The sequence below is a fragment of the Algoriphagus boritolerans DSM 17298 = JCM 18970 genome, from assembly GCF_900108085.1.
Lineage (GTDB): Bacteria > Bacteroidota > Bacteroidia > Cytophagales > Cyclobacteriaceae > Algoriphagus > Algoriphagus boritolerans.
Genome location: NZ_FNVR01000009.1, coordinates 63690 through 89191, shown reverse-complemented (window position 1 = coordinate 89191; position 25502 = coordinate 63690). Strand labels below are relative to the sequence as shown.

29 protein-coding genes and 1 pseudogene are annotated in these 25502 nt (G+C 41.3%); 19 read left to right on the top strand and 11 right to left on the bottom strand.

Features of this window, described 5'->3' with window-relative positions:
* The first annotated feature begins 61 nt into the window (after window positions 1–61).
* Window positions 62–835, top strand: a complete 774-nt coding sequence (locus C4S61_RS10295) for a hypothetical protein (protein WP_103924721.1) — start codon at window positions 62–64, stop codon at window positions 833–835.
* A gap of 99 nt (window positions 836–934) precedes the next feature.
* Window positions 935–1381, top strand: coding sequence for a hypothetical protein (locus C4S61_RS10290; RefSeq protein ID WP_103924720.1), 447 nt, complete (start codon window positions 935–937; stop codon window positions 1379–1381).
* A 349-nt stretch (window positions 1382–1730) separates the two neighbouring features.
* Here the strand turns inward: C4S61_RS10290 and C4S61_RS10285 are convergent, their stop codons facing one another.
* Entirely contained in the window at window positions 1731–1958 is a 228-nt protein-coding gene (locus C4S61_RS10285) for a hypothetical protein (RefSeq protein ID WP_103924719.1), read from the bottom strand.
* A 23-nt stretch (window positions 1959–1981) separates the two neighbouring features.
* Entirely contained in the window at window positions 1982–2533 is a 552-nt protein-coding gene (locus tag C4S61_RS10280) for a hypothetical protein (RefSeq protein WP_103924718.1), read from the bottom strand.
* 306 nt (window positions 2534–2839) lie between these two features.
* Here C4S61_RS10280 and C4S61_RS10275 point away from each other — a divergent pair, with 306 nt between their 5' ends.
* The 9 genes from C4S61_RS10275 (at window position 2840) to C4S61_RS10235 (ending at window position 11340) form a co-directional block, all read left to right on the top strand.
* Window positions 2840–4252, top strand: a complete 1413-nt coding sequence (locus C4S61_RS10275) for an anthranilate synthase component I family protein (protein ID WP_103924717.1) — start codon at window positions 2840–2842, stop codon at window positions 4250–4252.
* An 83-nt stretch (window positions 4253–4335) separates the two neighbouring features.
* A complete protein-coding gene (locus C4S61_RS10270) occupies window positions 4336–4707 on the top strand; it encodes a four helix bundle protein (protein WP_103924716.1) in 372 nt (123 codons plus the stop codon).
* 146 nt (window positions 4708–4853) lie between these two features.
* A complete protein-coding gene (locus C4S61_RS10265) occupies window positions 4854–5420 on the top strand; it encodes an anthranilate synthase component II (RefSeq protein ID WP_103924715.1) in 567 nt (188 codons plus the stop codon).
* A gap of 38 nt (window positions 5421–5458) precedes the next feature.
* Window positions 5459–6469 carry an anthranilate phosphoribosyltransferase gene (trpD, locus tag C4S61_RS10260; protein WP_103924714.1) on the top strand — a complete coding sequence of 337 codons (1011 nt, stop codon included), beginning with the start codon at window positions 5459–5461 and terminating at the stop codon, window positions 6467–6469.
* A gap of 8 nt (window positions 6470–6477) precedes the next feature.
* The gene (gene trpC, locus C4S61_RS10255; protein WP_103924713.1) at window positions 6478–7296 is read left to right on the top strand and encodes an indole-3-glycerol phosphate synthase TrpC; all 819 of its coding nucleotides are present in this window, start codon (window positions 6478–6480) and stop codon (window positions 7294–7296) included.
* Complete coding sequence (locus C4S61_RS10250) at window positions 7296–7925, top strand: phosphoribosylanthranilate isomerase (RefSeq protein ID WP_103924712.1); 630 nt, start codon at window positions 7296–7298, stop codon at window positions 7923–7925. Before trpC ends, C4S61_RS10250 begins: the two co-directional genes overlap by 1 nt.
* A gap of 72 nt (window positions 7926–7997) precedes the next feature.
* Window positions 7998–9176 carry a tryptophan synthase subunit beta gene (trpB, locus tag C4S61_RS10245; protein ID WP_103924711.1) on the top strand — a complete coding sequence of 393 codons (1179 nt, stop codon included), beginning with the start codon at window positions 7998–8000 and terminating at the stop codon, window positions 9174–9176.
* Between the two features lie 195 nt (window positions 9177–9371).
* Window positions 9372–10145, top strand: a complete 774-nt coding sequence (gene trpA, locus C4S61_RS10240) for a tryptophan synthase subunit alpha (protein ID WP_103924710.1) — start codon at window positions 9372–9374, stop codon at window positions 10143–10145.
* 175 nt (window positions 10146–10320) lie between these two features.
* The gene (locus C4S61_RS10235; protein ID WP_103924709.1) at window positions 10321–11340 is read left to right on the top strand and encodes a bifunctional 3-deoxy-7-phosphoheptulonate synthase/chorismate mutase; all 1020 of its coding nucleotides are present in this window, start codon (window positions 10321–10323) and stop codon (window positions 11338–11340) included.
* Between the two features lie 337 nt (window positions 11341–11677).
* Here the strand turns inward: C4S61_RS10235 and C4S61_RS22060 are convergent, their stop codons facing one another.
* Both C4S61_RS22060 and C4S61_RS22055 read right to left on the bottom strand, forming a co-directional pair.
* Window positions 11678–11851, bottom strand: a complete 174-nt coding sequence (locus C4S61_RS22060; RefSeq protein WP_200820563.1) for a type II toxin-antitoxin system RelE/ParE family toxin — start codon at window positions 11849–11851, stop codon at window positions 11678–11680.
* An 88-nt stretch (window positions 11852–11939) separates the two neighbouring features.
* Window positions 11940–12083 (bottom strand): ribbon-helix-helix domain-containing protein, encoded by a 144-nt coding sequence (locus tag C4S61_RS22055; protein WP_200820562.1) that lies wholly within the window; start codon window positions 12081–12083, stop codon window positions 11940–11942.
* A 50-nt stretch (window positions 12084–12133) separates the two neighbouring features.
* On the opposite strand from C4S61_RS22055, the pseudogene C4S61_RS22305 reads away from it, so the two are divergent.
* Window positions 12134–12295: pseudogene (locus C4S61_RS22305) on the top strand (3-deoxy-7-phosphoheptulonate synthase); the annotation flags it as partial.
* 105 nt (window positions 12296–12400) lie between these two features.
* Here C4S61_RS22305 and C4S61_RS10215 read toward each other — a convergent pair.
* The 4 genes from C4S61_RS10215 to C4S61_RS10200 form a co-directional block, all read right to left on the bottom strand.
* Window positions 12401–13609 carry a 6-bladed beta-propeller gene (locus tag C4S61_RS10215; protein ID WP_103924708.1) on the bottom strand — a complete coding sequence of 403 codons (1209 nt, stop codon included), beginning with the start codon at window positions 13607–13609 and terminating at the stop codon, window positions 12401–12403.
* 26 nt (window positions 13610–13635) lie between these two features.
* Window positions 13636–13929 carry a hypothetical protein gene (locus tag C4S61_RS10210; RefSeq protein ID WP_103924707.1) on the bottom strand — a complete coding sequence of 98 codons (294 nt, stop codon included), beginning with the start codon at window positions 13927–13929 and terminating at the stop codon, window positions 13636–13638.
* Window positions 13930–14030: 101 nt separating this feature from the next.
* On the bottom strand, window positions 14031–15020 hold the full coding sequence (locus tag C4S61_RS10205; protein ID WP_103924706.1) for a glycosyltransferase family 2 protein: 990 nt from the start codon (window positions 15018–15020) through the stop codon (window positions 14031–14033).
* The gene (locus tag C4S61_RS10200; protein ID WP_146064377.1) at window positions 15013–16281 is read right to left on the bottom strand and encodes a hypothetical protein; all 1269 of its coding nucleotides are present in this window, start codon (window positions 16279–16281) and stop codon (window positions 15013–15015) included. Before C4S61_RS10200 ends, C4S61_RS10205 begins: the two co-directional genes overlap by 8 nt.
* A gap of 366 nt (window positions 16282–16647) precedes the next feature.
* On the opposite strand from C4S61_RS10200, the gene C4S61_RS21810 reads away from it, so the two are divergent.
* From C4S61_RS21810 to hisIE, 6 genes are all read left to right on the top strand, one after another.
* Window positions 16648–16818: a hypothetical protein gene (locus C4S61_RS21810; protein ID WP_160111225.1), complete on the top strand. Its 171-nt coding sequence runs from the start codon at window positions 16648–16650 to the stop codon at window positions 16816–16818.
* 340 nt (window positions 16819–17158) lie between these two features.
* Window positions 17159–17944, top strand: a complete 786-nt coding sequence (locus tag C4S61_RS10190; RefSeq protein WP_103924703.1) for a phenylalanine 4-monooxygenase — start codon at window positions 17159–17161, stop codon at window positions 17942–17944.
* Between the two features lie 90 nt (window positions 17945–18034).
* Complete coding sequence (gene hisH, locus C4S61_RS10185) at window positions 18035–18631, top strand: imidazole glycerol phosphate synthase subunit HisH (RefSeq protein WP_103924702.1); 597 nt, start codon at window positions 18035–18037, stop codon at window positions 18629–18631.
* Window positions 18632–18754: 123 nt separating this feature from the next.
* Window positions 18755–19471 (top strand): 1-(5-phosphoribosyl)-5-[(5-phosphoribosylamino)methylideneamino]imidazole-4-carboxamide isomerase, encoded by a 717-nt coding sequence (gene hisA, locus C4S61_RS10180; RefSeq protein WP_103924701.1) that lies wholly within the window; start codon window positions 18755–18757, stop codon window positions 19469–19471.
* Window positions 19472–19642: 171 nt separating this feature from the next.
* Window positions 19643–20398 (top strand): imidazole glycerol phosphate synthase subunit HisF, encoded by a 756-nt coding sequence (hisF, locus tag C4S61_RS10175; protein ID WP_103924700.1) that lies wholly within the window; start codon window positions 19643–19645, stop codon window positions 20396–20398.
* 202 nt (window positions 20399–20600) lie between these two features.
* Entirely contained in the window at window positions 20601–21197 is a 597-nt protein-coding gene (gene hisIE, locus C4S61_RS10170) for a bifunctional phosphoribosyl-AMP cyclohydrolase/phosphoribosyl-ATP diphosphatase HisIE (protein WP_103924699.1), read from the top strand.
* A gap of 327 nt (window positions 21198–21524) precedes the next feature.
* Here the strand turns inward: hisIE and C4S61_RS10165 are convergent, their stop codons facing one another.
* Window positions 21525–22844, bottom strand: coding sequence for a S41 family peptidase (locus C4S61_RS10165; protein WP_103924698.1), 1320 nt, complete (start codon window positions 22842–22844; stop codon window positions 21525–21527).
* Between the two features lie 57 nt (window positions 22845–22901).
* A complete protein-coding gene (locus C4S61_RS10160) occupies window positions 22902–23294 on the bottom strand; it encodes a Dabb family protein (protein WP_103924697.1) in 393 nt (130 codons plus the stop codon).
* Between the two features lie 231 nt (window positions 23295–23525).
* Between C4S61_RS10160 and C4S61_RS10155 the strand changes: the two genes are divergently transcribed.
* Window positions 23526–24551: a HipA domain-containing protein gene (locus C4S61_RS10155; protein ID WP_146064376.1), complete on the top strand. Its 1026-nt coding sequence runs from the start codon at window positions 23526–23528 to the stop codon at window positions 24549–24551.
* Between the two features lie 92 nt (window positions 24552–24643).
* Here C4S61_RS10155 and C4S61_RS10150 read toward each other — a convergent pair whose 3' ends face one another.
* A complete protein-coding gene (locus C4S61_RS10150; protein WP_160111224.1) occupies window positions 24644–25141 on the bottom strand; it encodes a hypothetical protein in 498 nt (165 codons plus the stop codon).
* Window positions 25142–25502 lie beyond the last annotated feature (361 nt).

The following is a 25502-nucleotide window of genomic DNA, read 5'->3' as shown; positions in this document are numbered from 1 at the left end:
ACTTGCTTCAGGTCTTTGGTAAAAATTAATGGATGAAAATTAATCGGTTAACAAAAAAACTATGAGCTCAAAAATCAAAAGTATCGTACTCGTGGATCAGCATCTTGATAGGAATTCGGATTGGCTTGAAAAAGTAGATTTTCAGAAATCGGATTTTGTGCTTTTGGATCCTGTTAGTTTATTTTCAGAGTTGGACTGGACATGGTATGAAGAAGATGTTCGGGTTATTAATAAAATTTATTCACGTCTTTTTGAAGAGGTCGTAATGAATAATAAAAAGTTGGTTTGTTTTTGGCCCCTTGCACAGCAATTGGGAGAAGAATGGTCTAATCTTTCTTCCTTATGTAAGGCTAACTCCTATGAGCTTGAATTATATAAATCCAATTCTATAGAAGATTCAACGTATGGGTTTAATTTGGAAATTCTCAATTCCTGGAAAAGTTTTATTCATTTTTTAATTGAATCGCTGTTTGAGGATATCCGACTTAATGAACAGTTTGATGAAATAGCAACATTAAAGTCGGAGCAAGAAACTATTATTTTATTCAAATTGGTTCAAGACGGAACTATTCGGTATTCCTATGCCTCCGATTCGGATTTCTTAGAATTGATTCCGAGCCCAGTTGACTATTCGGGTAAAGATGATCTTCAAATCGAATCCTTTGCGTCCTTCAATGAAATGCTAAAGAAATTGCTGAAAGAGAGTGACCTGAGTCTTTTCGAATCCAGATTTGTGGATGGAAGCCTAGAAAAAGCATATTTCAGTATTCTTTCCAGGGAATTCAAAACCAAAAATCTTATTGAAAATTGGTTGATGACCTATTCTATGAATTAAAGTAAGGGTTCTATGAATTAAAGTAAGGGCTTATTTTTGGAGAATTTATTTTGCAAATATTCTTTAATTCTATTTAATGAATAGAAAGCAATTTATATATTGCAAGGATTTTTAATTAACACAAATAAATCCTATAAAAAAATGAGAGAATTAATCAAAGAAGCCATCGTTGATCTTAAAAAGACAGATGGATTTATCTACGTTACGGCAGAGGGTAAGAAAATTGAACTTCATGAAGCAGCTGCACGAGGTATTGCAGTGACACCTGTTAATCCTAAAGATGAAGTTATTAAAAAACTGGAAGCTGCTGGTTTGTTTTTGACCGATAGTAAATTCGTCAATGAATTGAATGATCTGATCAGTGTTTTGAGTGGAAGCGGGAGCTCAAAAGGTGCAGGTAAGAGAAGATCTTTTTCAGACTCTGAAAAGAACAAGATCGTAGAAGAATGGAAAAAAGTAGAAGCAGCCGGAAAGAAAACCAAAGCGGCCTTCGCTAGAGAAATTGGAGTTGGTTATCAGACGTTTATCAATTGGTTGAAAAGCTAATTGATTCTAAAACCATTATAAAAAGGACAGCTATTGAGCTGTCTTTTTTTGTTTATATACCTGCTTGTTTATTCCGAATTGCACCTAAAACTATGATAAATTCAAGAATAAAAATACAATTAAGCCCATTAAAATTGTGGGCTTAAATCGACCGCAGGAAACATTACGCTAGATACCTCAAAATTGAATTTAGGTATTTTCGTCGGAGGCAATTTTTCAACAGGAAGCTCGAAAAGGAATAGACCAAACCCACACTTACATTAAGATGATGCCACATTTCGAGGGTTTCGAAATGCGGGATTTCTTTTTGGAATCTGTCTTAAATTTTTAAAACAAGTTGAATTGTGATTTAGGCTTTAGCCAAAGTCAGTTGAAATTCCAACGCTCCACAAGGTTTGAATTCATCTGCTTCCAAGTCATCAAAAATTTCTTCGTCAAACTCCATTTCCGTTTTTTCGATTTTTCCGTCAGGGTGAACGATGAGTTCGATACCGGAATAATCCGTTGGATTGACCATCACGAGTACTTGATAATCGTCGAAGATTCGCTTGAAATACTGCGAAATTGCTTTGGCCATTGTTTTATTGCAAAGCTAATAAATCACTGATTATTATTGAATGTAGTGATTGGCGGTGCGTAATGAATCACATTTACCTGAGGTTTTTGAGTGACTTTAATCCGATCAAAAACAAAAAATGCTTGGGCTAGAAAGTCTCTTTCATTTAGGGTTTTTACGGGACTGATTCCAAAATTTTCCACTTTGAATAGGGGGCCATTCGGACCGATAATTTCATAGCCATTTCTGTTCCTGTCCAATTTTACTTTGAAAACTTCCCCTCCGATAAATTCAAATCTTGCCGTTCCCCAAAAGTAACTTCCTCGGCCTCTTGCTACCATTAAGTTGGAATGCTGATCCACTATCCTTGCTCTTTTAATTATTGCGTTGTTGTTATCATAAAACAATCTAAATACTCGATCATCCTGGCGCAAATCGGCAAAACGGAAACTAGGATCAATATTTAATACTGCTTCCTCGGATTCACCGGAAGTTAATTTCACTTCATGCATTGGAGTTTTCCATTCGGATTCTTGTCCTTTTACTATTCCACTGGAGAAAATAATTCCGAAAAAGAAAAGCGTAAGTTTTTTCATGTCTTATTGGGTTATTTCGAATTTTTCAACGAAGAATTTGAGAAATTGGTTTCGAACTTTACTGTCAAGTATTTTGGAAATCGAATATTTTTTCGAAAAAAATGAAATGATTCTTTGCAAACTCCAATCCCTTTCTAAATTTGCGGCTACAATATGAAATCAAGCGCAAATATGTACTGGTGGTGGTCTTTTTTAACTTTCCAAGGGAAAGCTCAGAAAGCCGTTGCCTAAAATTTGTGCAACACATAGTAAAAGGCTTACTGGATTTCCCGGTAAGCCTTTTTTAATGCAAAAAATCAACCCCAAATGAGCCACGTAAAATTCCCGATTCTGACTACTTACCGCAAGCGATTGGCGGATACGATCACTCCGGTGAGCATTTACCTGCAGATTAGAGATCGGTTTGCAAATCCGATTCTGCTGGAAAGCTCCGATTACCACGGCCAGGAAAACAGCTATTCGTTTATCTGTTTTAATCCCATTGCCACTTTCAGTTTCAATGCAGGGCAGGTCAGAGAAACACTTCCAGTTGGTGAGGATTTGGAGTATGAGGTTTCCGAAAAAAAGCGATTGATGGACTGCCTGAGAGCTTTTGGGAATAAATTTGACCCGGCTTCTGATACTTTTAAATTCAGTTCCAACGGACTGTTTGGATACATACAGTACGATACCTTGGCTTATTTTGAAGACATCAAACTTCAAAATACCAAACCGAACGAGACCCCGATGATGCAGTATTCGATGTACCAAAACATCATTGTAGTCGATCATTACAAAAATGAATTACACCTGTTCGAGCATCGTGTCGCAGGAGCGGATCAACCGGAATACATGGATGAAATCGAGACCTTGCTCAATAACAAGAATATTCCAGCCTATTCATTTAAAAAAATCGGCGAAGAAGTATCCAATTATACCGATGAGGAATTTCTCAAAATCCTCAATCAGGGTCGTGAGCATTGTTTTCGTGGTGATGTCTTTCAGATTGTGCTTTCAAGACGCTTCACTACCGACTTCAAAGGGGATGAATTCAATGTCTACCGTGCGCTACGTTCTGTTAATCCCTCACCTTATTTATTCTATTTCGATTACGGATCCTTCAAAGTTTTCGGAAGCTCACCTGAAGCACAGATTGTGGTCAAAAACCAAAAGGCAACCATTTTCCCGATTGCAGGTACGTTCCGGAGAACCGGTAATGATATCGAGGATGCGGAATTGGCCAAAAAGCTTTTCGACGATCCCAAAGAAAACTCTGAGCATGTGATGTTGGTGGATTTGGCCAGAAATGATCTTTCCAGATCCTCTGATAAGGTGGAGGTCGATGTTTTCAAAGAAATTCAATTCTACTCCCATGTGATTCATCTCGTTTCGAAAGTGACCGGCCATCTTCCGGAAGGAGCCAATCCACTTCAACTCGTAGCAGACACTTTTCCTGCTGGGACTTTGAGCGGAGCGCCAAAGTACCGTGCGATGGAACTGATCGATGAATTGGAGAATACCAGCAGGCAATTCTATGGCGGAGCGATCGGGTATCTTGGCTTTAATGGAGACTTCAATCATGCCATTCTAATCCGATCATTTGTCTCAGAAAATAATCAGCTCAGATTCCAGGCAGGGGCAGGGGTCGTAGCGAAAAGCTCGATTCCTTCTGAACTGCAGGAGGTGGCGAATAAACTTGAGGCGTTGCGAGTGGCGTTGCGAGCGGCGGAAGGGATTTAAGTTGTAAGGTTGTAAAGTGTAAAAGTTGTAATGTTTTGGAGAGTTTGTCGATTGTCTTAGAATATGACCTAAATGACATTGATATGAAAGTTAATAGTTTTGAAGAGTTGGTTATTTGGCAAAAGGCAATAGAAATAGGTGTGGAAATTTATAATATCTCTGATCAGTCTCCGCTCAAAAATGACTATAAGTCTCGAGACCAATTGATTGGCAGTGCAGTTTCTATTTCCAACAACATTGCAGAGGGTTTTGAATACAACAATAGCGTTCAGTTTGTCAAATTTCTTGGATATGCCAAAGGTTCAGCCGGAGAGTTAAGAAGCCAATTAGCACTCCTTGTCAAAGTAAACCGGGTTTCTGAAGAGAAATATCTGATCCTGAAGGAAGAGCTAATTGGACTTTCCAGACAAATCAAAGCTTTGGTAACCTATCTAAAAACAAAAAAGATTAAATAAGAAGCCTGTTTTAAATTTTGCTAATCCCTGAAAAAATAAGGTTTCAACAATTCAAATTCTTAAAGAGTAAAACCTAACCTATTGAACAAGGCCCGACTTTGGAAAACTTTCCAACTTTCTGACCTTGACACTTTACAACCAAAAAAATGAAAATCCTCGTCCTCGATAATTACGACTCCTTTACTTATAACCTGGTGTACATCGTGCGTCAGTTGGGGTACGGCACTAAAATGGATGTCTTTCGAAATGATAAAATCAGTTTGGAGGATATAGACCAATATGATAAAATCATCCTTTCCCCAGGGCCCGGGCTTCCATCCGAAGCAGGGATCATGCCTGAATTGCTGAAGCAATATGCCGAAACTAAATCAATCCTTGGTGTTTGCCTAGGACATCAGGCAATCGGTGAAGCTTTTGGAGGTAGCTTAATCAACCTTTCTGAAGTGCTGCATGGGGTGGCTTCCAATGTGACTATTCAAAAGGACTTGCTTTTCGAAGGAATCCCAGATACATTTAATATTGGAAGATATCATTCTTGGGTCATCGACGAATCCACCCTTTCGCCTGATCTCGAAGTAATCGCCAGAACGCCTGATCAGCAGATCATGGCTGTACGTCATAAGAAGCTTAACGTAAGAGGTGTCCAGTTTCACCCGGAAAGTATCCTCACCGAAAACGGAGTCAAAATCATGCAAAACTGGCTGAAATCTTGAGACCTATTTCTAATCTATGATCATCCCACCCACCTACAATGAAAGAAATTCTTAACCAATTGATCGAACATAAAACGCTCTCTCAGGATCAAGCACGGGACGTGTTGAAAAACCTCGCTACTGGTTCGTACAATTCGAGTCAGATCGCAGCTTTTATGACCGTCTATCTCATGCGTAGTATTACTGTGGAGGAGCTAAAGGGATTTCGTGAGGCAATGTTGGAGTTGTGTATTCCTGTGGAGATCCAAGAATACGATGCCATGGATCTCTGTGGTACAGGGGGAGACGGCAAAGACACCTTCAATATTTCTACACTGGCATCCTTTATCGTGGCGGGAGCAGGACAAAATGTTGCTAAGCATGGAAATACAGGTGTTTCTTCAATCTGTGGCTCATCCAACCTTCTGGCGTACTTTGGTTATGATTTTACGAATGACATCAGTGAAATTCGCAGATCTTTGGATGAGGCAGGAATCTGCTTTCTGCACGCACCGCTTTTTCATCCGGCAATGAAAAATGTCGCTCCAATCCGTAAAGAGCTTGGTGTAAAAACATTCTTCAACATGCTTGGGCCAATGGTGAATCCAAGCTTCCCCAAAAAACAATTAGTAGGCGTATTTAGTCTTGAACTTGCCCGGCTGTATGGGTATCTCTATCAGGAAATGGAAGGTCAATTTTCTATTCTTCATTCGCTGGATGGCTACGATGAGATATCCTTGACCGGACCGTTTAAGATGATTTCAAACCGAGGTGAAAAGTTGCTCATTCCTGAAAATCTTGGACTGAGCAGATTATCAGCTGACAGTATTGCCGGCGGAGATACGGTCCAGGAGTCTGCAAAAATATTTGAACACATCCTAAAAGGTGAGGGGACCCCAAGTCAAAATTCAGTAGTGATTGCAAATGCCGCCGCGGCCCTGGTGACAGCAAGCGATACCTTGAGTTTCCATGATGCAGTCGCTCAGGCTGAGGAAGTTCTACTTAGCGGAAAAGCTTTTCGTGTATTCCAAGGTCTAGTCAATCCAAAAACCACAGTTTCTTTAGCTTAATCAAATCAATGAATATTTTAGAAAAAATCATCGCGGACAAAAGACGCCAAGTAGCCGAGAAAAGCAGCATACTTCCTGTGAAGTTGTTGGAGCAAAGCATTTATTTCGAAGGGAAAGTGGTCTCGATTAAAAAGTATGTGACCAATCCTGAGAAGTCAGGAATCATCGCCGAGTTTAAGCGAAAATCTCCTTCCAAGGGAATGATCAACGGGTCAGCTTCCGTCGAAAAAGTCAGTATTGGCTACATGCAGGCAGGCGCATCAGCATTATCGATCCTCACTGACAAGGAATATTTCGGAGGGACCAATGAAGACTTGAAAACTGCTCGAAAATTCAACTTCTGCCCAATTCTAAGGAAAGACTTTGTGGTGGATGAATATCAAATCATAGAAGCTAAGTCCATCGGAGCTGATTGCATTTTGTTGATCGCTGCGGCTTTGGAACCTGCCAAACTGAAAGAATTGGCTTCTTTTGCAAAAAGTCTTGGTTTGGAAGTTCTCTTGGAAGTGCATGACAGAGAAGAGCTTGAAAAAAGCCTCAACGAAAACGTCGACCTGGTTGGAGTAAACAATCGAAACCTGAAGACCTTTGAGGTTTCACTTGACACTTCTTTGGATTTGGTCAATCAGATTCCGTCCAATTTTGTGAAAGTTTCCGAAAGCGGGATTTCTGATTCCAAAACCTTGATTGAGCTCAAAAAAGCCGGATATGATGGATTTCTTATAGGAGAAAGATTCATGAAATCAGCCCGTCCTGATCAGGCAGCTTACAATTTTATTAAAGAATACCGAAAACTTCTGGCCGCAACCGAGCTGAGCAAATCATAATGGAGATCAAAGTCTGCGGCATGCGTGATCCGGATAATATCCGGAGTCTGATTTCAAAGGTGAAGCCGGACTGGATGGGGTTGATCTTTTATTCCAAGTCACCACGTTTTGTTTCGGATGAAAAGGCTGCAGAACTGAAAGATACTCCGGTCAAAAAAGTCGGGGTTTTTGTCAATGAATCTGAGGAAGAAATCATGACAAAGGTGAAGGAATTCCGGCTTTCAGTTGTTCAACTTCATGGAAATGAATCCCCAGACTTCGTCAAAAGTTTATCAGAAAAGACCGATTGTGCCCTTTGGAAAGTGATTTCAGTAGGAGCGGAGATCGATTGGAAAAGTCTGGAGGGATACCTGCCATTTGTGAGTAAATTTCTGTTTGATACCGCCACGACGACTCATGGAGGCTCAGGAAGGAAATTTGACTGGAAGATTTTGGAAACTTATCCCTTCGACAAAAGCTTCCTACTGAGTGGCGGGTTGGATGATGAAAGTGTGGACCAAGTTTTGGCTTTGCGCGAGCGACTCCCCCAACTCCAAGGAGTAGATCTCAACTCGAAATTTGAAGATGCTCCGGGTCTAAAAAATATTGAAAAGTTAACCCGTTTTAAAAGGCAGTTAACTCAAATTTAGAGTACCGATTTGGCTAAGGTTTGAACACTGAAAACCCTTAACCATTAAACATTTAACTATTAACTCACAGCCATGATACGTGTAGATGAAAAGGGCTTTTATGGAAAGTTTGGCGGGGCATACATCCCCGAGATGCTTCATCCAAATATTGAGGAGCTAAGGGAAAATTGGGAAGCGATCATAGCCACTCCGGAATATCAAACTGAGTTTCAGATGCTCCTGCGGGATTTTGTAGGTCGCCCGACGCCCTTGTACTTTGCTTCACGACTTTCTGAGAAATTTGGAGCCAAAATTTACCTCAAGCGGGAAGATCTTTGCCACACAGGAGCGCACAAAGTGAATAATACGGTCGGGCAAATCATTTTGGCAAAGAAGCTCGGGAAAAAGCGGATCATCGCCGAAACCGGAGCCGGGCAGCATGGTGTGGCAACGGCTACTGTTTGCGCCTTAATGGGTATGGATTGCACCGTATACATGGGTTCGCTGGACATCGAGCGCCAAAAGCCAAACGTGGAGCGGATGAAAATTCTTGGAGCTAAAGTGGTTCCGGCCACTTCCGGTTCGCAGACACTCAAAGACGCCACCAACGAAGCCATGCGTCAGTGGATCAATAATCCAGTCGATACGCATTACATCATCGGTTCGGTGGTGGGTCCGCATCCTTATCCTGAAATGGTTGCCAGATTTCAGTCGGTGATTTCCGAAGAGATCAAGTGGCAGTTGATGGAAAAGGAAGGGCGTGAAAATCCCGACGCGGTCATCGCCTGCGTGGGTGGCGGATCTAATGCTGCGGGAGCTTTCTACCACTATTATAATACCCCGGAAGTTCGGCTGATTGCTGCCGAGGCGGCAGGATTGGGAGTGAATTCCGGAAAGTCCGCTGCCACAACGGTTCTGGGTACTCCGGGGATTTTGCATGGATCGAAGACGATTTTGATGCAAACAGAAGATGGCCAGGTGGTGGAGCCGCATTCCATTTCGGCAGGCTTGGATTATCCGGGAATCGGACCGGTTCACGCGCACTTGTTTGACATTGGTAGAGCTGAGTTTGTCGCGGTGGAGGATGAGGACGCCATGAAGGCGGGTATTTTGCTCAGTCGGACAGAAGGAATTATTCCCGCTATTGAAACTGCTCACGCCATTCACGCTTTGAATTTGATCGAATACCGAAAAGATGATGTGATTGTCATCAACCTGTCCGGAAGAGGAGACAAGGATCTGGAGACGTATATTAAGTGGGGAGGATATTGAGGGAAGTACGAGGGACGAACTAGGAAATACAAGGTATTGAGGGATTTCAATTCATTTTCTTCCAATTTTCCAGGATAGTAAAATAATGAATATCGAATATCGAATGCTGAATATCGAAGTCACATACCTTCCAACCTTAGTTCGCTACGCCCTTCCAACTTAATTTTCCAATTTTCCAATCTTTCAAATAAGAAAATGAATCGCATACAATACTTATTCAACACCAAAAAAGAACGGGTGCTTTCGATCTACTTCACCGCGGGTTTTCCGGAGTTGGAGGATACACTACCGATCATGGAGGCGATTCAGGCCGGAGGAGCAGACATCATCGAGATTGGCGTGCCTTATTCCGATCCGATTGCTGATGGGCCTACGATTCAGGACAGTAACATGATCGCTTTGGCAAATGGAATGAGTCTGAAGAAACTTTTCGAGCAGTTGAAAGGTTTTCGTGCCAAAATCCATCTTCCCGTAGTTCTGATGGGTTACCTCAATCCGATCATGCAGTATGGAATGGAGGCTTTTTGCAAAAAATGCAAAGAAGTCGGCATCGACGGCCTGATCCTTCCCGATCTCCCAATGCAGCAGTATCAGGATGAGTTTAAGGCTCTTTTCGAAGAATACGGCTTGTTCAATACCTTTCTGATTTCTCCCCAGACCTCTGAAAAGCGAATCCGGGAAATCGACCAAAACTCAAACGGATTTATCTACATGGTTTCGGCACACAGCATCACCGGAGCCCGTGCAGGAATCAGTGAAGAACAAATCGCCTATTTCGAGCGGGTGAAGGCCATGAACTTGAAGAATCCGAGGCTGATTGGTTTTGGGATTTCAGATTCCGAAACATTCACGACCGCCTCGAATTATAGTCATGGAGCCATTATTGGTTCGGCTTTTATCAAGAAAGTAAAAGAGGCCAAGGATCTGAGTGCAGATATTCAAGATTATATTAAATCAGTTATTAGTTAATAGTTATCAGTAAGTGGTTATTGGTAAAGCGTTGATTCATGGATTAAGGTCAAAAAGATCAGTAAAAAGCCTGCTCTACCTTTTCAATAAGGGTCGGGGGATTTCCCAAAATTTGCTTTAATCTCAAAGTGTACCAAAAATCTCGTAATTCACATTTCGTAAATCGTAAATCAAAATGATTATCCAACTTCAACCCGATATTTCCGACCTCCAAAAGGAAAAATTGATCAATCAGGTCAATGAAATCGGCTACAAAACTACCGAGGTCAAAACCCAGTTGGGAGACTACCTGATCGGCATCGGAAAGAATGAATTTGACATCCGTAAAATCGGCCAAATGGACGGCATTCAAGACATTCATATTGTGTCTGACGAGTACAAGCTGGTTTCCAAAAAGTGGAAGGCCAAACCCACTTCTGTCGATCTCGGCGATGGAGTCTTTATCAAAGACGGAGAAATGGCCATCATCACGGGTCCTTGCTCCATCGAAACGGAAGAGCAGATCCGGAAAGTCGTCGCTCACTGCATCGAAAACGGAATTAAAATGATGCGAGGCGGCGTATTCAAGCCACGAAGCAGCCCGTATGCCTTCCGAGGATTGGGGTTGGAGGGATTAAAACTCTGGTATGAAATTGCCTCAGCTGCTGGGATCAAGATCGTGACCGAAGTGATGCAGACTTCTCAAATTGAAGAAATGTATCCTTACGTGGATGTCTATCAGGTCGGCGCACGAAATTCCCAGAATTTCAATTTACTCGACGAACTCGGCAAGGTTGATAAGGCGGTAATGATCAAGCGGGGAATTTCCGGCACCATTGAGGAACTGCTTCAGTCTGCTGAATACGTCTTTTCCGGAGGAAATGAAAAGCTGATCCTCTGCGAGCGGGGCATCCGAACCTACGAGCGGGCTTCCAGAAATACGTTGGATCTGAATGCGATTCCGATCCTTAAAGCCAAATCCCATCTTCCTGTGATCGTAGATCCTTCGCATGGCATCGGTATTCGATCCTATGTGCCTCAGATGGCTTTGGCAGGGGTGATGTCAGGTGCTGACGGAATCATGTACGAATCGCATGAAATTCCGGAGAAAGCCTATTCTGATGGGCAGCAAACCTTGGACTTTGCCCAAAGTGCAAGATTGGCGGCTTGGATCAGGGAGAGCTTTGCGATGCGGAAATCGTTTGAGTTACTTTAATAACATTGACGTATCGGTTGCTGCATCTGGCAACCGATATGTTTATTATGAGGCGGTCCAAATATGTTTTTATGTGTCAGCCTGAGCGGAGTCGAAGGCCATTTGCTTTAAACGGGGCTACATTTCGAACTTCCCAACTGAAAAATCAAAACTTATGAGATAGCCCGTTTTTATTTGGATTGAAAAATAGGTTTCGTTTTAGGAGAAGAAATAAACCATAAGATCACAAGATTTTAGATAAATCTTGCCTCCCAACATTAGCCATTATTTGCGCAGTTTCCTGATTTATTTTAAAGTAAATGCTAACAGATCCACAGACACATCGTCTGTATCCAGCTTAGATGTGATCGATAGATTCGAAGGAAAAGGGTCTTTCTGCAATCATCTCAAAGCAGTTGAAAAAATTGTCGAAATACCGATCTGCCTGGATCATCCCAAATCTTTTTACACCCCACTGGTAGATTCGGATCAAGTCTTCCTTTGCCTCTTCACCTAATCTATAGTTATCCATTCACCAAGGCCTTAGCTTCTGCTAAAATTTGTTCTTTGGTTTTGGTGGTGGATCCGCTTTTTTCGACTTTTTCGAGTTTGATTCTAATTCAATCAATTTCAGCTTCTTGTTTTCCTGCCAGTCTGATCAGATCATTTACCAATTCGCTTTTGCTGGAGTATTCTTGGTTGTCCACTTGTGATTTTAGCCATTCGTCGTTGGGTGGGGTGAAAGAGATACTTTGTTTTGCCATAAGAATCTGGTTTGATGTAATTATACACCAAAAGCAAATCAAGTTCAAACCTTTTATCCGTGATGGCAGGTGCGGACTGAATCGTCTATGAATCTAATGAGATTCCTGAGAAAGCATTTTCTGATGGTCAGCAGACTTTGGACTTTGAGCAAAGTGTAAGATTGGCGGCATGGATACAGGAGAGTTTTGCGATGCGGAAGGGGCTGAGTTGATTTGAGATATTTTTTTCACCAACTGGTAGCTGGCAATTTGTTAAGAGAAATTCCACTTTCGAAAGCAAATTGAGTATAGTCGAGTTCTGCATTGGTCGCCAGCCATTATTTTAGATGGTAAATTATAAATACAGGGTTTTGATTATTTGGAGTGTTCAGTTTTTTTAATTTTTTGGTGAATTCATTTTGTTCTAGATTCATGGATATTATTTTTTCATAGGCGTAATCAGGGTCAATATTTATTATTGCAGTTTGAGAGTATATGTCTCCCGGAGCAGATAGTGCTTGATTTGGAAGTATTTCCTCTAGGCCATCTTCAAAAGTCGATATGATTTTGGTAGTTTTTTTTTCTGTATCGAATACTATTGTTCCATAGGCATTCATCCCTTTTTCGATTGGGATCAATAGATTTGATTGGCTGATGTTGAGGTGACTTCCTATATGAAAAGGCTCGGATATATGTAGTTGATCTATGATGTCAACCGGGTTATGTATTTTTTCCGGGTTTAATTCTAGTTGGTTTTCATTAAATTTGAATTGCTGAATTGAGTAGTTCCCGTTCCAATCCATTTTCACAATATTACTTGAATACAAATCAAGGAAATAGAAGTTTTCGGAGCCATGAGTTCCGAAGAAGAATTGTGATTTGCTTGATAAGACTTTAATGTATTGACCTGGGTAATTTGTGAAATATGATATATTCTTATCTATTGGATATGTTTCTAGATTTAATTTTCCAATTCTTTTGTCTGCCTCAACTGTCATCACATTGAGAAATATAATTTCTTTATCTCTCTCTATAAAGTCTCCTATTAGTCCGATTTCATTGATAAGAGTTTCTTCGATGTAATTGCCATTCATATCGAATTGCAGTATTTTTTTTGTTAATGAGCAATAAACTAAAATCCTATCACCAACTTGATTTATTCGTACTAGATTAGGAGTTTTAAACTGCCCAGGCCCTGCTCCGGATGCTTTGATCTCAAAAAGGTGATTTCCTTGTGTGTCGAAAACCTGAACTTTTTTTTGTTTATAGTTATCTATAATGATGAGCTTTTCCTCATAGACAAAATAGTTACTTACATGAGCTACTATTTCCATCTCGTTAGGCTGTATAACTTCGATGCTTTCAATTATTTGAGATAGAGAGATCCTTTCTCCCTGCATTGGGTCAATCAGGTGTGAAATAACTAATTGATCATCGAGTCTGCTTTTTTCTTGACAAAAGTTGAAAAGTATTACTAAAGATATTAGATAGATGTATTTCATTTTGTTTATAAATAAATGCCATAGGGCTTTATCTAAAAACCCCATGGCAGTTGATGATTTAACTATATTGACTAGGCATATTGCATTGGACAGCACCAACCGCCTTCCCTGCACTCGTATCTTCTTGTATAAATGGGTACGCCTATTGGGGACATTCCTACCGAATACCCTAACTCGTATTGGTAATGCAGGGCAATGTCAGTTCCTGGGCAAGCGTCGTATACGGAAGAGCTTGATTGTGCCAATGCAGCATTGTCTAAATTTATAAATGGATCTGTCAAGCTCACCTTCACATTGAAGAACAGTGCCATAAAGAATACCCCTATGGCAAGGGGTTTTGCGATTTTTTTGATAAATGATTTCATGATTTTAGTTTTTAAAAGTGATTGTTGTTTTGAAATAGGGTTATTTCGTTTCCCCGATACGTTTTGATCATTCTTTTCGAACTATCAAAAGGGTGTTTCGACTAAGTCATGGCTTTCCTCCTCTCTGTTTGTATTGAAATGACTTGATCTACCTGTTGGTAAGTTTGTGATAAATCCAAGTTGGTTTTGGATATCAGGTAAGTGGGACGCTGACTCACCTCCCGGTAGATTTTTCCGATATATTCTCCGATTACTCCCAGGACAATCAATTGGATGCTGGAGAGAAACACAATACTGGCCACTAGAGAGGCCCATCCGGGGACGGTCATTCCCAGGAAAACAATGGTAATTGCGTACATGCCATATACTGTGGCCAAAAAAGCAAAGCCTACCCCCATAGCCAAGGCCATTCGTAGGGGTTTGATACTTAGTGATGTGATGCCATTACTTGCCAGATTCAACATTTTAATCAAGCTGTACTTTGTTGTTCCGGCCATTCTTTTTTCTTCCCGATAGAAAACTGTGGCTTGGGTATAGCCTGCCCATGCGAAAATTCCTCGCAGATACAGGTTTTGACCGGATATTCCCCGGATGACATTCGCTACTTTCTGGTCGAACAGCCTAAAGTCCGCTCCATGTTGTACGATTGGATGCTCGGCTAACCAGGTTAACATCCGGTAAAACCAAGCTGATGTCCATCGCTTAAATCTGCCGGGCTGCCCTTCGTTTTTACTGACTGCGGTTACTATTTCATTCCCCTTTTGCCATAGGATGATCATTTCAGGAATGATCTCGGGTGGTTTTTGCATATCGGCATCCAGAGTTACGATGCAGTCCCCTTGGGCATGGTCTATCCCAGCTTTGAGAGCCGCTTGGTGGCCGAAGTTTCTCGAAAAGCTCAGATAAGAAACCCTGCTGTCCAGAGTGGAAGCCAGTTCCAATTCCTGCTGGGTATCCGTACTTCCATCATTGACCAGGATGATTTCAAAGGAATAGGCAGCTAAGGCAAGCTTGAGGCGATTGATGAGAACCGGAATATTTTCAGCCTCATTGTAGCAGGGTACGACTACGGATATCAAAAAGTCATTCATGCTCGATCAGGTTAAAGAGTGGATCAGTTTCTTCCGCCTCACGTTTTTTCTCAATGAGTTCGATCACATTGGATTTGGTGGATTCGGTGTCTTTCCATTCGGCGGTTCGTAGATTTGTCTGAACTCCCAAAAAGATCATCCAAACCAAGCCACCAAGAAGGATAATATTCAGGTTTTTGGACTTGACCGAAGTAATCCAGCTTTGTCCCCAGCCAATCAATGCCCAAGCGAGACCTATCACACTGAGATACATGTAGCGGTCGGCTGTAATGACTGGTCGGGGTAGGGGAATAATGTGGAGGACCAATACCAAATTGACCAGGAAAAACAAAAAGCCGATCAGTACGATGGGATTCCCATTGCGATAATGCTCCCAAACAAAATACCCGATGATTACTGCCAGAAGTAGGTATCCCCAATAGAATAGGGGTAGTGATTCTCCTGGAGTCATCGGATAGGGGTGGAAGAAGTACAGTTTGGCAGGAGTCAAAAACCGGAAAACATATTCCACCAAGCTATAAAAGGCAAAGACAATTCTTTGATAGATGGGATACCCTGCTTCCTGTTGAACCGTTCCGAGACTGTTGGCCCAAGTGAAAAAGAGGAAGGCTAAAGCCAGTAGGAAAAATGAGATTTTCTCCAGGACGACCCGGGAGGAAAGGAATTGGCTCCATTTTATTCCTGTAAACCGGCCCCAGGCAAAATCAATAAGCAGTAAATTCAGTGGAAGAAGGATTGCCTGTTCCTTGGATGCAAATCCAAAAACATAAGCTGAGGCAGTAATGATTAACCAGATCGGTTTACTGTTCTGAATGTACCTGAAATAAGCCCAGATCGCGAAAAGGGTAAACAGTCCATAGAGGATAATTTTGGAAGCGCTGATCCAGGCGACAGATTCTACCTGGATAGGATGGATAGCAAAAAGCAAAGCTGTAAAAAAAGCGTAACCTTGAGTTCTGGAATAACCAGTGCTTGGTAAAAATCTCGAAATGAAACGTAATGAAATAGAAAAGACCAACCAGGAATTAATCAGATGGATCAACAGGCATGCGGTATGAAAAGCGGTGGCATTCATTCCAAAAAGCAGATCGATCAAGAGGTAATATAGAGAGTTGACCGGGGAATATTGTCCTTGCCAAAAATGGGTGAAATGATATAAGATTACCTCCAATGAAGAATCGTGAACGAGCGGATTTTCCAGGACTTGCCAGGTATCATCCCAAGCTAGCTGAAAGTCATTGGAGAATGTAGGTGAAAACACGAAAAATGCTAGGATTGAAACTAACCCTAAGACAACATTCCGGTTTAACAAAACCTCACTGCTCAAAAAAGAAAATTTCAAAGAGTTCTCCCTTTCCATTTCAAAAATTTTAATGAATAAAATTAAAGAATAGAAATTTTATTAAATCGGACAAAATCGGACAAAATCGGACAAAATTGGACAAAATTGGACAAAATTGGACAAAATAATCTTTGTAAAAGTCTATTTCATGTAAATGATAGCTTGATTCATTATGATTTTTGTGTTTTGAATACATTTTTTGAAATTTTCTTGGTGTTTTTAAATTGATTAGTTATCCTTAATGCTAAATAGACTTTGTAGTTGAAATTTTACTTTTTTTTTCAAATGACCCAAAAAGCCAAATCCCGTCAGGAAATCGCCGAGGAATTTGGGATTTCCGCCAAGACACTTTCCCGGTGGATCTTAAAGGAGAAGCTTCAAATTCCGCAAGGGCTGATTTCTCCCAAGGATCAGGAATTGATTTATGAGAAATTTGGGAAAGCAATAAGCAAGTGAAGTCTTGAGTGGATTTTCGCCGGTACTGCTTTAGGAAAACTTCTGACCTCCTGTAAAATTTGTTTGCGCCTAGCAAATAACCTGCTTAACTTCACGGCATGAATCCTACACCAAGAACCTATGTGCATCATTCTTATCGTCTCTTCCATTGAGGGAATAGGAATGCTTTGGTTTTTGCTGAAGAAATATAAAAGGCCTATTCCGTATCCGGTTTAGGCCTTTTTTAGTTTATATAGAAATCATCCAAGGGTCCAAGTCCCTTGGAGGGTTGAGATTAGGAAATTTCAACTCTCCAAGGGATTCCAAACCCTTGGAGAGTACCCATAAACCCAAGTATAAAATGACTGACAAACCCAAAGACTGGGTCTTTAATGACCCGAGATTAAAAGAGTTGAAGCAGGACTATGCTGCCTACACAGAGGAAGATTTCAAAGTTTGGAGAATACTCTTCGAGCGACAGATGCCCAATCTTCCCAAAGCAGCTTCTCAGGCTTATTTGGAAGGGGTGAAAGCTGTAAAGTTTACAGCTGATCGGATTGCCAATTTCGAAGAACTAAATGAGGTTCTCGCAAACACAACAGGTTGGCAAGTGGAAGTTGTGCCGGGATTGATTGATAACGATTTGTTTTTCGGATTGATGAATCTCAAGCGTTTTCCTTCGTCCACCTGGCTTCGCAAAATGGACCAACTTGACTACCTAGAGGAGCCGGATATGTTTCACGATGCCTTCGCTCACATGCCTTTGCTGGTAAATCAGCCTTATGTAGACTTCTTGGAAAAGCTGAGTGGGATTGCACTGAAGCATATTCAGAATCCTTGGGCCATCCAGTTGCTCAGCCGGATATACTGGTTTACCATTGAGTTTGGATTGATTCGGGAAAATGGTGAGTTAAAGGTGTATGGAGCCGGAATATTGAGTTCGGCAGGGGAGACGAAGTTTTCCCTTTCTGACGAGCCTACCCATTTCCCTTACAACGTGCGTCAAATCATGAGTACTGAATATTGGAAAGATCGCTTCCAAGACAAATATTGGGTGATTGACAGCTACGAGCAGCTTTTCAATTCTATTCCTGAGATAGAGGAAGTGTTGGAGGAGATGTTGGCTGAGAAAGAAGCGAAAAATTAGATTCAAGATATAAGACAAAAGACTTAAGATGTTGGACACTAGATTTTAAAAAGTCTTGCGTCTTGATTCTTGTGTCTTGATACTTCAAAAATGAAAATAGCCGTAATCAAATATAACTCGGGCAATGTCCAATCTGTCCTTTACGCCCTAGAGCGATTGGGGGTGGTTGCCGAACTTACAGATGACCCGGAGAAAATCCGGGCTGCCGACAAAGTCATCTTTCCCGGTCAGGGTGAGGCAAGTACAGCGATGTCCTATCTTAAGGCCAGAAAGCTGGATCAGTTGATCAAAGCGTTGAAGCAGCCATTTCTTGGAGTTTGTCTCGGTTTGCAGTTGCTTTGCGAGCATTCGGAGGAAAACGATACCGAATGTTTGGGGATTTTCCCGGTTAAAGTGAAGCGGTTTATTCCTGAGAATTCTCAGGAATTCAAGGTGCCGCATGTCGGATGGAACGAACTCGAAAACCTGGCTGAAAATCCGTTACTGACAGATCTTCCAGCGAATCCATTTGTGTATTACGTCCACAGCTTCTTTGCCGAGCTAAGCGATTACACCATCGCCACCTCACATTACATTCACGATTTCACCGCGATCTTGCATCGGGATAATTACTGGGCGATTCAAGCTCACCCGGAGAAAAGTAGTGTGGTGGGGGAGAAGCTGTTGGCAAATTTCCTTTCAATTTAGAAATACCAAGTTAGAAGTACGAAATACGAAGGAATAACCAACCAACTTTACCGAATTGAAACTTTTCGACTTTCCAACTTCAATTTTCCAATCTTTCAATTTTAAAATTTTCCAATCTTTCAAATGCACATCATTCCAGCCATCGACCTCATCGGAGGCAAGTGCGTCCGACTCAGTCAGGGCGACTACAGCAGCAAAAAAGAATACCATGACGACCCGCTCGAGATGGCCAAGCGCTTCGAAGGCGTAGGGATTCAGCGGCTTCATCTGGTTGATCTGGATGGAGCCAAGGCCAAAAAAATCATCAACGCCGATGTTTTGGAGCGAATTTGCTCTGGGACGAGCCTGCAGGTTGATTTTGGTGGAGGAATTCAAGCGGATAATGAGATTGAAAAGGCTTTTTCTCTTGGTGCTACGCAAGTGACCGGTGGAAGCATTGCGGTGAAAAATCCCAGTTTATTCGAAACTTGGATTTCTACCTACGGAGCAGAGAAAATCATTCTCGGTGCTGACGCAAAAAACAAGAAAATCGCAGTTGGTGGTTGGGAGGAGACTACCTCGGTGGATTTGATTCCGTTTGTCAAGAGCTATTTCGAAAAAGGTATCCGCTATGTGATCTGTACAGATGTAGCCAAAGACGGTTTGCTTCAAGGGCCCTCTATGGATTTGTATCGTGAGATTTTGCAGGAAATTCCGGATTTGAAGCTCATCGCCAGTGGGGGAGTTTCTTCTGTCAAGGATTTGGAAGAGCTTGAAAAAATCGGTGTTTACGGAACGATTGTCGGAAAGGCCTATTATGAAGGAAGGGTGACGCTGGAGGAACTGGCGAGCTTTGGATAAGAGTCATTCAATGATCAATTAGCAAACTCAATGGTCAATGATCAAGGAAGTCAAACCTTAAGATTTGGTAATTGGTCATTGATAATTTTAATCGTCATCCGTAAATCGTAAATTTTCAATATCGAATAACGAACGCCGAATGGTGAATAATGAAGTTTTGAAGAGTATATTATGCTAACGAAAAGAATCATCCCCTGCCTCGATATCAAAGACGGTCGCACGGTCAAGGGAGTTAATTTTGTCCAGCTACGTGATGCCGGAGATCCGGTCGAGCTGGCAAAAATCTACTCTGACGAAGGGGCGGACGAACTGGTATTTTTGGATATCACGGCTACGGTGGATAAGCGGAAGACGTTGGCTGAACTTGTAACAAAAGTGGCCAAAGCAATCAATATTCCTTTTACCGTCGGTGGTGGGATCTCTACTGTGGAGGATGTGAAGGTCCTGCTTTACGCCGGGGCGGACAAGATTTCCATTAATTCGGCTGCGGTAAATAATCCGGGTGTCATTGATGAAATGGCTCGGGAGTTTGGATCTCAGTGCATCGTCGTAGCCATTGATACCCGGAATGTGGATGGCTTGGACTTTGTCCATACCCATGGAGGAAGAAAGCCAACTTTGCTTCAGACACAAGCTTGGGCCAAGGAAGTGGCAGACCGTGGTGCTGGAGAGATATTGCTTACTTCCATGGATCATGATGGAACCAAAGCGGGTTTTGCCAATGAGATTCTGGCGGAGATTTCATCGGCATTGTCCATTCCTGTCATAGCATCGGGAGGAGCAGGAACGATGGTCCATTTCAAGGATGTGTTTACCTTTGGCAAGGCAGACGCCGCATTGGCGGCCAGTATTTTCCACTTCAAAGAAATCTCGATTCCTGATTTGAAGCGGTATTTGGATGGGGAGGGGATAAGTGTCAGGAAATAAGATATGCTTCGGGTAAAATGAAGATATGCTTCGCGAGATAGGTTGGAGAAGATAAGCTTCGCAAGATAAACAGGGATAATCGATGGTGAATAAGATTTAGCTTCCAGTTAGCTTTCTGTAAATGTCTCGGCTTTAGCCATATCTTAACAAATGTCTGCATAGCTATCTTTTATTATAAATAAGATCAAAAATTAGAATTACGATGAATATCGACTTCAACAAAATGAACAACCTCGTCCCGGCAATTGTACAAGATTCACTGAGTGGAAAAATCTTGATGCAAGGCTATATGAATGAGGAGGCTTTGGCGAAAACCAAGGAAAGTGGCATGGTGACTTTCTTCTCCCGAAGCAAAAATCGACTCTGGACCAAGGGGGAGACTTCAGGGAATTTCATGGAGCTGGTTTCTATGGCTGTGGATTGTGATGGAGATTCGATTTTGGTCAAAGCAAATCCGCGTGGCCCGGTTTGTCACACGGGTGCAGATACGTGTTTTAACGAAAAGAACCAGTCCAAGACAGGTTTTATCGACCAACTTCGGGCGATCATTAAAGACCGGAAAAACAATCCTACAGATAAATCCTACACCGCATCTCTTTTTGCCAAGGGCATCAATAAAATCGCACAGAAAGTGGGAGAGGAAGCGGTAGAACTTGTAATCGAAGCCAAGGACGATAATAAGGATTTGTTCCTGGGTGAGGCGGCAGATTTACTTTTTCACTACTTGGTTTTGCTCGAGGCCAAAAACTATGAGCTAGATGAGGTGATGCAGGTGTTGATTGAGCGGCATAAAAAATGAACCGTATTATCGTATTTATCTAGGATTCAATGTTTTGAAATGCCTGTTTTTTGAAGGGATAGGTTAACTTTAAAATAGAAATGACTTTATGTTGATTTCAAAAGATCCTGATTTCAAATTAAGTTATCTTATCAAAAAGAAACCTCTTAAGCTCATAAAAGTAAATCTTGGAAATGTATCTAATAGTGCTCTTTTAGAATTATTTAGTAAAAAGTTGGAGTAGATAAGAAAATTAGAATTCAAACCGCATTTCATGCTTGAAGTAGGTTTGGAATCCCAGTTTTTTGTTGAATAATAAGCCCGATCAGACGATCGGGCTTTTATCTTTTAGTACGATGGAAACTCTTGTTGCAATCCTTTAAATGCATCTATCATTTCCCACTTGGGTTTGAAGTAGGTGTCCATCATTCTTCCTGATACATTTCCGTTTTGCACAAATTGAAGTGCAGCGGCTAGCCTGAGGTCTTGGGGATCTCCCCATTCGAATTGAGGTGAGTCTCCAACATTGAAATTGGCGGGAAATCCGTCGAAATATTCTGCTTTGCCCTCCGAATTGGCGGTAGCAAAGGTGATCGGAACCACTTCCACGTTGTTATCTTTCAATAGCCTGTTAAACTGCGAAAGCGGAAATGAACCTACCGGTTTTCCAAAGGTATTGTCTCCGATCAGGACTACTTCCATGTACGGGTCCAAGTTATTGATGACTAATTCGGAAGCAGATGCCGAGCCTCGTGAGGTAATAAAGATTACTCTGGAAAGGGCTAAGGTTCCGATTTTAGAGAAGTTTTTAGAGTTGTTTTGGCTGGATTTGGTTGCATTCAACTTATTGGTGTACATCAATTTTCCAGAATTGGAACTTTGTATTAAATAATTTGAAATCTGTTCTGCAACGGCTACCGAACCTCCTCCATTATATCTCAAATCGATGATCAGATCTTGTATTCCCTGACTTTGGAAAAATTCCATGGAAGAGGTCACCTCAGCACTTCGGGTTGGGTTAAGTCCAGCCGTAGCTTTGAAGCTCTGATAAGCCCAATAACCCACTTTTTTACCACCAGCATCGAATACTTTTTGTTCCAGAACCGAATTGGATTGGTACTCCGCTTTGATGTTAGTTCTGGTTGTAGTGGTTCCGTCAGGAAGTTTGAACGTAAATGAGTTGCTGATTCCTGGATCTGGAGGACCTAGTTTGAAGTCGTATCCGCCTGAGGAGGTTTTGTATTCAGCGATTGGTTTTCCGTTGATTTGGATGATTTCCCAGCCACGTTTCCAACCGTCCTTTCCGGCAGGAGATTCGTCAAAAACAAAGGATATGAAAAGCTTTTCATCTGAAGTGAAAGCAAACCCAAATCCGTGACCTGCATTTCTCCCGACAAAGGCGTTGGTGAACGCTTCTTGGGTGGTCAAATAGGAAAATCGATCCAAAGGCTTGAAAATGATTCCGTCCAAAAGGGCTTCGTTGGAATCAAAGTTGGCTAAATTCACGGTAGCGGGCAGTTCCTGATTCCAAAAGTACCACTCCTTCATACTGTCGAAGATGGCCTGCTTGACTTCCTGGCCTGGAATCGTAGGGGTTGGGTCATCTTTTGGATCACATCCCCACACAATCAAAATCCCCAATCCGATAATCCAACTTAACTTTTTCATAGACTTTTACAATTTGACTTTACTCATTTACGGAAATTATGGCGATGCGGGTTTTAATTAAATCGCTATGTCGTAGACTTTCACCGTTTTCCACATGTGGGAGTACTTTTCAATAAACTGCAGGTGAAGAGGATCAGTTTGATAGGCAGCTTGTGCCTCCAGAGAATCAAAAAACAAGGTGCAGGATACGTGAAAGCTGTGATCGACTACCTCACGCTTTTCCGTCGGAGCTGGAGTTCCCATGATAAAACTTGCGACGTCCTTGCATCGACCCAGCATGGGTGCTGCATCAGTTTTAAATTCGTTTAAATCGGAGTCTTTGTGCAACCAGAAATAGACCTGGTGAATCATTTTTTGTGTGGGCATAATTGATGCGATTGTGTGAATAGGTATAAAGGCAGCGGCACTCGCCAAGCCTAGGGTTTGAATTACTTTTCGTCGAGAAGTCATAGGTTGATTCAGCTTCTGCTGAGTTTAACTCGGTTTGAATTGATCTTTCTGACCAAAGTTTAAAGATAAAAATTTAAATTACTTTAAAATAACATTGGGGATAGATCGAAGCTAAATGAATGTTCCAAACTGTGATTAAGCAATATGTGCCGTTTTTTGATGTTGCCTAAACTTATTTCCTGATCAACTATGACTCTTTTAAATAAATTCAATAAAGTAATCCCTTCTTTGATGTCATTCTTGATCTTGACTCCTCTTAGTTTTGGGCAAAGTGAGGGTCTTTTTGAGGACGAGGAAATCCTGGAAATAGAGTTGAAGGGGGATGTTAAAAACCTGTTAAAAAACACAAAAGGAGAGCCTGAATACTTTGATTTTTTAATTGCCTACTCCGAATCCGCTGATAATAAAAAAGTTATACCACTTCGGCTTAGGACACGTGGACATTTTAGAAGAGAAATGAACATTTGCGAATACCCCCCTATACTCTTGAATTTCGCAAAAGAAAGTACTAAAGGCACTCTTTTTTCAGCTCAGGATAAGATCAAACTGGTGATGCCTTGTCGGGGTGAAAAGTATGTCATAAGGGAGTATTATGCCTATAGGTTATATAATCTGCTGACTCCCAATAGTTTTAAAGTTAGGTTGGTGAGATTAACACTAGTGGATCAAAGCGATTTTGATAAAAGTTTTGGACCATTTATCGGATTCTTGATCGAAGAGGAAGATCAAATGGCGAAGCGGAACCTGATGGAATCTCTGGACAAGGATTTGGTACAGCCGGAAACTGTGAAAGAAGAGGACTTTCTGAGGATGGCGGTATTCCAATATCTAATCGGAAATACGGATTGGTCCGTTCAGTACCGTCAAAATATAAAGCTGATCAGTTCACCAAATCTTGGCAAACCGGTGGCAGTGCCGTATGATTTTGACCACGCGGGTATAGTCCGAGCCCCCTATGCCATGCCTGCACCCCAACTGAAGCTGCCTTCGATTACAGACAGAAGGTATCGTGGATTTTGTATCGATGATATGGACCGTTTTGAGAATACTTTCAAGGAATTTATTGGCCAAAAAGATGCTGTCTATTCTTTGTATGCTGACAGCGATTTGTTGGACGAAAAATACATCAAATCATCATTTAAATTTTTGGATGCGTTTTATACGACCATCACTTCACCAAAGCGTGCAAAGATTGATTTTCAGTATCCCTGCTTGCCTGGTGGTACTGGAAATGTGGTAATTAAAGGGATGAATTGAAATTAATACGGCTCTGTTGGAAAGTGAGAATGACTAATGAGTAAGGTATATCCAATTTTAAAGCTATTGGTAGATTTCTTCTAACCTAAATTTTAATTAATAACCCTACGGATCGTAGAAGGATTTTTAAGAACGTCACTTTTTTCAGTTAGTAAAATGTAATTATAAATTTTATTGTTTAACTGTTTCATTAGTACAATTTGATTTTCATTTGCTCTAATTACCTGTAAAGCGTTAGTTTTGCTTTTGAAATCATTGATTTTTACAAAAAGCTTCCCATTGTTTTCAAATACTTCTGTGATTTCTGTCATCAAATGATTTCGATCTGAATCATATTTGGTGGAGACAGTCATTTCGGGATAGTCCATTCTTTTGTTTAGTCTATAAGTCAAATAATAATGGACTTTTTTATTTTTTAGTTCTTCTTTAAGTTTTTCAATATTCAAGGGAAAGGAGTTGTACGCTTGACCAAAAAGTACAGTTTGAGTAGATACTGAAGGAACATTCTCGTTGCCATAGGTATTCCCTCTTGACGATGAATTTCCGATCAAAATCACATTTGCCCCTAGCATTGCAGCCTCCATCTTCATTTTGTCAAACGCACGATTTTTGACATTATACATAGATGAAAGAGATGTGACTCCTGTAGTTTTGCTGAAAAGCTGACCTATATTTTGAAGTCCAGCAACTTCATCAGGATTGTAGGTTACAAATATATCCTCTGCCTTGTCAAGTCCATTAATTTTCTTAAAAGGACTCTCAAATACCTCTTCTCTTCCGCTGGCATACTCAATTTTATTGACTTAATGTTTGCTGATGCTGTAAAATGTTTTTTCATTCGGAAAGGAATATTTAATCGTATTGAATCCGACTTCTATGACTTGAACTTCCTTTGGGCCTTCAGCTAGGTGAATTACATCATTTTTACTCCGCGCGTAAGAAAAGTAGAAA

Coding starts and splice junctions, on each gene's coding strand:
- C4S61_RS10285 (WP_103924719.1), bottom strand. CDS start 1,958: ATGGCCAAAGCAATTTCGCAGTATTTCAAGCGAATCTTCGACGATTAT.
- hisA (WP_103924701.1), top strand. CDS start 18,755: ATGCACATCATTCCAGCCATCGACCTCATCGGAGGCAAGTGCGTCCGA.
- trpB (WP_103924711.1), top strand. CDS start 7,998: ATGATACGTGTAGATGAAAAGGGCTTTTATGGAAAGTTTGGCGGGGCA.
- C4S61_RS10215 (WP_103924708.1), bottom strand. CDS start 13,609: ATGGGGTTTTTAGATAAAGCCCTATGGCATTTATTTATAAACAAAATG.
- C4S61_RS10270 (WP_103924716.1), top strand. CDS start 4,336: ATGAAAGTTAATAGTTTTGAAGAGTTGGTTATTTGGCAAAAGGCAATA.
- C4S61_RS10155 (WP_146064376.1), top strand. CDS start 23,526: ATGTCATTCTTGATCTTGACTCCTCTTAGTTTTGGGCAAAGTGAGGGT.
- trpC (WP_103924713.1), top strand. CDS start 6,478: ATGAATATTTTAGAAAAAATCATCGCGGACAAAAGACGCCAAGTAGCC.
- C4S61_RS10265 (WP_103924715.1), top strand. CDS start 4,854: ATGAAAATCCTCGTCCTCGATAATTACGACTCCTTTACTTATAACCTG.
- C4S61_RS10280 (WP_103924718.1), bottom strand. CDS start 2,533: ATGAAAAAACTTACGCTTTTCTTTTTCGGAATTATTTTCTCCAGTGGA.
- C4S61_RS22060 (WP_200820563.1), bottom strand. CDS start 11,851: ATGGATAACTATAGATTAGGTGAAGAGGCAAAGGAAGACTTGATCCGA.
- hisIE (WP_103924699.1), top strand. CDS start 20,601: ATGAATATCGACTTCAACAAAATGAACAACCTCGTCCCGGCAATTGTA.
- C4S61_RS21810 (WP_160111225.1), top strand. CDS start 16,648: ATGACCCAAAAAGCCAAATCCCGTCAGGAAATCGCCGAGGAATTTGGG.
- C4S61_RS10210 (WP_103924707.1), bottom strand. CDS start 13,929: ATGAAATCATTTATCAAAAAAATCGCAAAACCCCTTGCCATAGGGGTA.
- C4S61_RS10165 (WP_103924698.1), bottom strand. CDS start 22,844: ATGAAAAAGTTAAGTTGGATTATCGGATTGGGGATTTTGATTGTGTGG.
- trpD (WP_103924714.1), top strand. CDS start 5,459: ATGAAAGAAATTCTTAACCAATTGATCGAACATAAAACGCTCTCTCAG.
- C4S61_RS10235 (WP_103924709.1), top strand. CDS start 10,321: ATGATTATCCAACTTCAACCCGATATTTCCGACCTCCAAAAGGAAAAA.
- C4S61_RS22055 (WP_200820562.1), bottom strand. CDS start 12,083: ATGGCAAAACAAAGTATCTCTTTCACCCCACCCAACGACGAATGGCTA.
- hisF (WP_103924700.1), top strand. CDS start 19,643: ATGCTAACGAAAAGAATCATCCCCTGCCTCGATATCAAAGACGGTCGC.
- trpA (WP_103924710.1), top strand. CDS start 9,372: ATGAATCGCATACAATACTTATTCAACACCAAAAAAGAACGGGTGCTT.
- C4S61_RS10150 (WP_160111224.1), bottom strand. CDS start 25,141: ATGAAGATGGAGGCTGCAATGCTAGGGGCAAATGTGATTTTGATCGGA.
- C4S61_RS10295 (WP_103924721.1), top strand. CDS start 62: ATGAGCTCAAAAATCAAAAGTATCGTACTCGTGGATCAGCATCTTGAT.
- C4S61_RS10190 (WP_103924703.1), top strand. CDS start 17,159: ATGACTGACAAACCCAAAGACTGGGTCTTTAATGACCCGAGATTAAAA.
- C4S61_RS10250 (WP_103924712.1), top strand. CDS start 7,296: ATGGAGATCAAAGTCTGCGGCATGCGTGATCCGGATAATATCCGGAGT.
- C4S61_RS10275 (WP_103924717.1), top strand. CDS start 2,840: ATGAGCCACGTAAAATTCCCGATTCTGACTACTTACCGCAAGCGATTG.
- C4S61_RS10205 (WP_103924706.1), bottom strand. CDS start 15,020: ATGAATGACTTTTTGATATCCGTAGTCGTACCCTGCTACAATGAGGCT.
- C4S61_RS10160 (WP_103924697.1), bottom strand. CDS start 23,294: ATGACTTCTCGACGAAAAGTAATTCAAACCCTAGGCTTGGCGAGTGCC.
- hisH (WP_103924702.1), top strand. CDS start 18,035: ATGAAAATAGCCGTAATCAAATATAACTCGGGCAATGTCCAATCTGTC.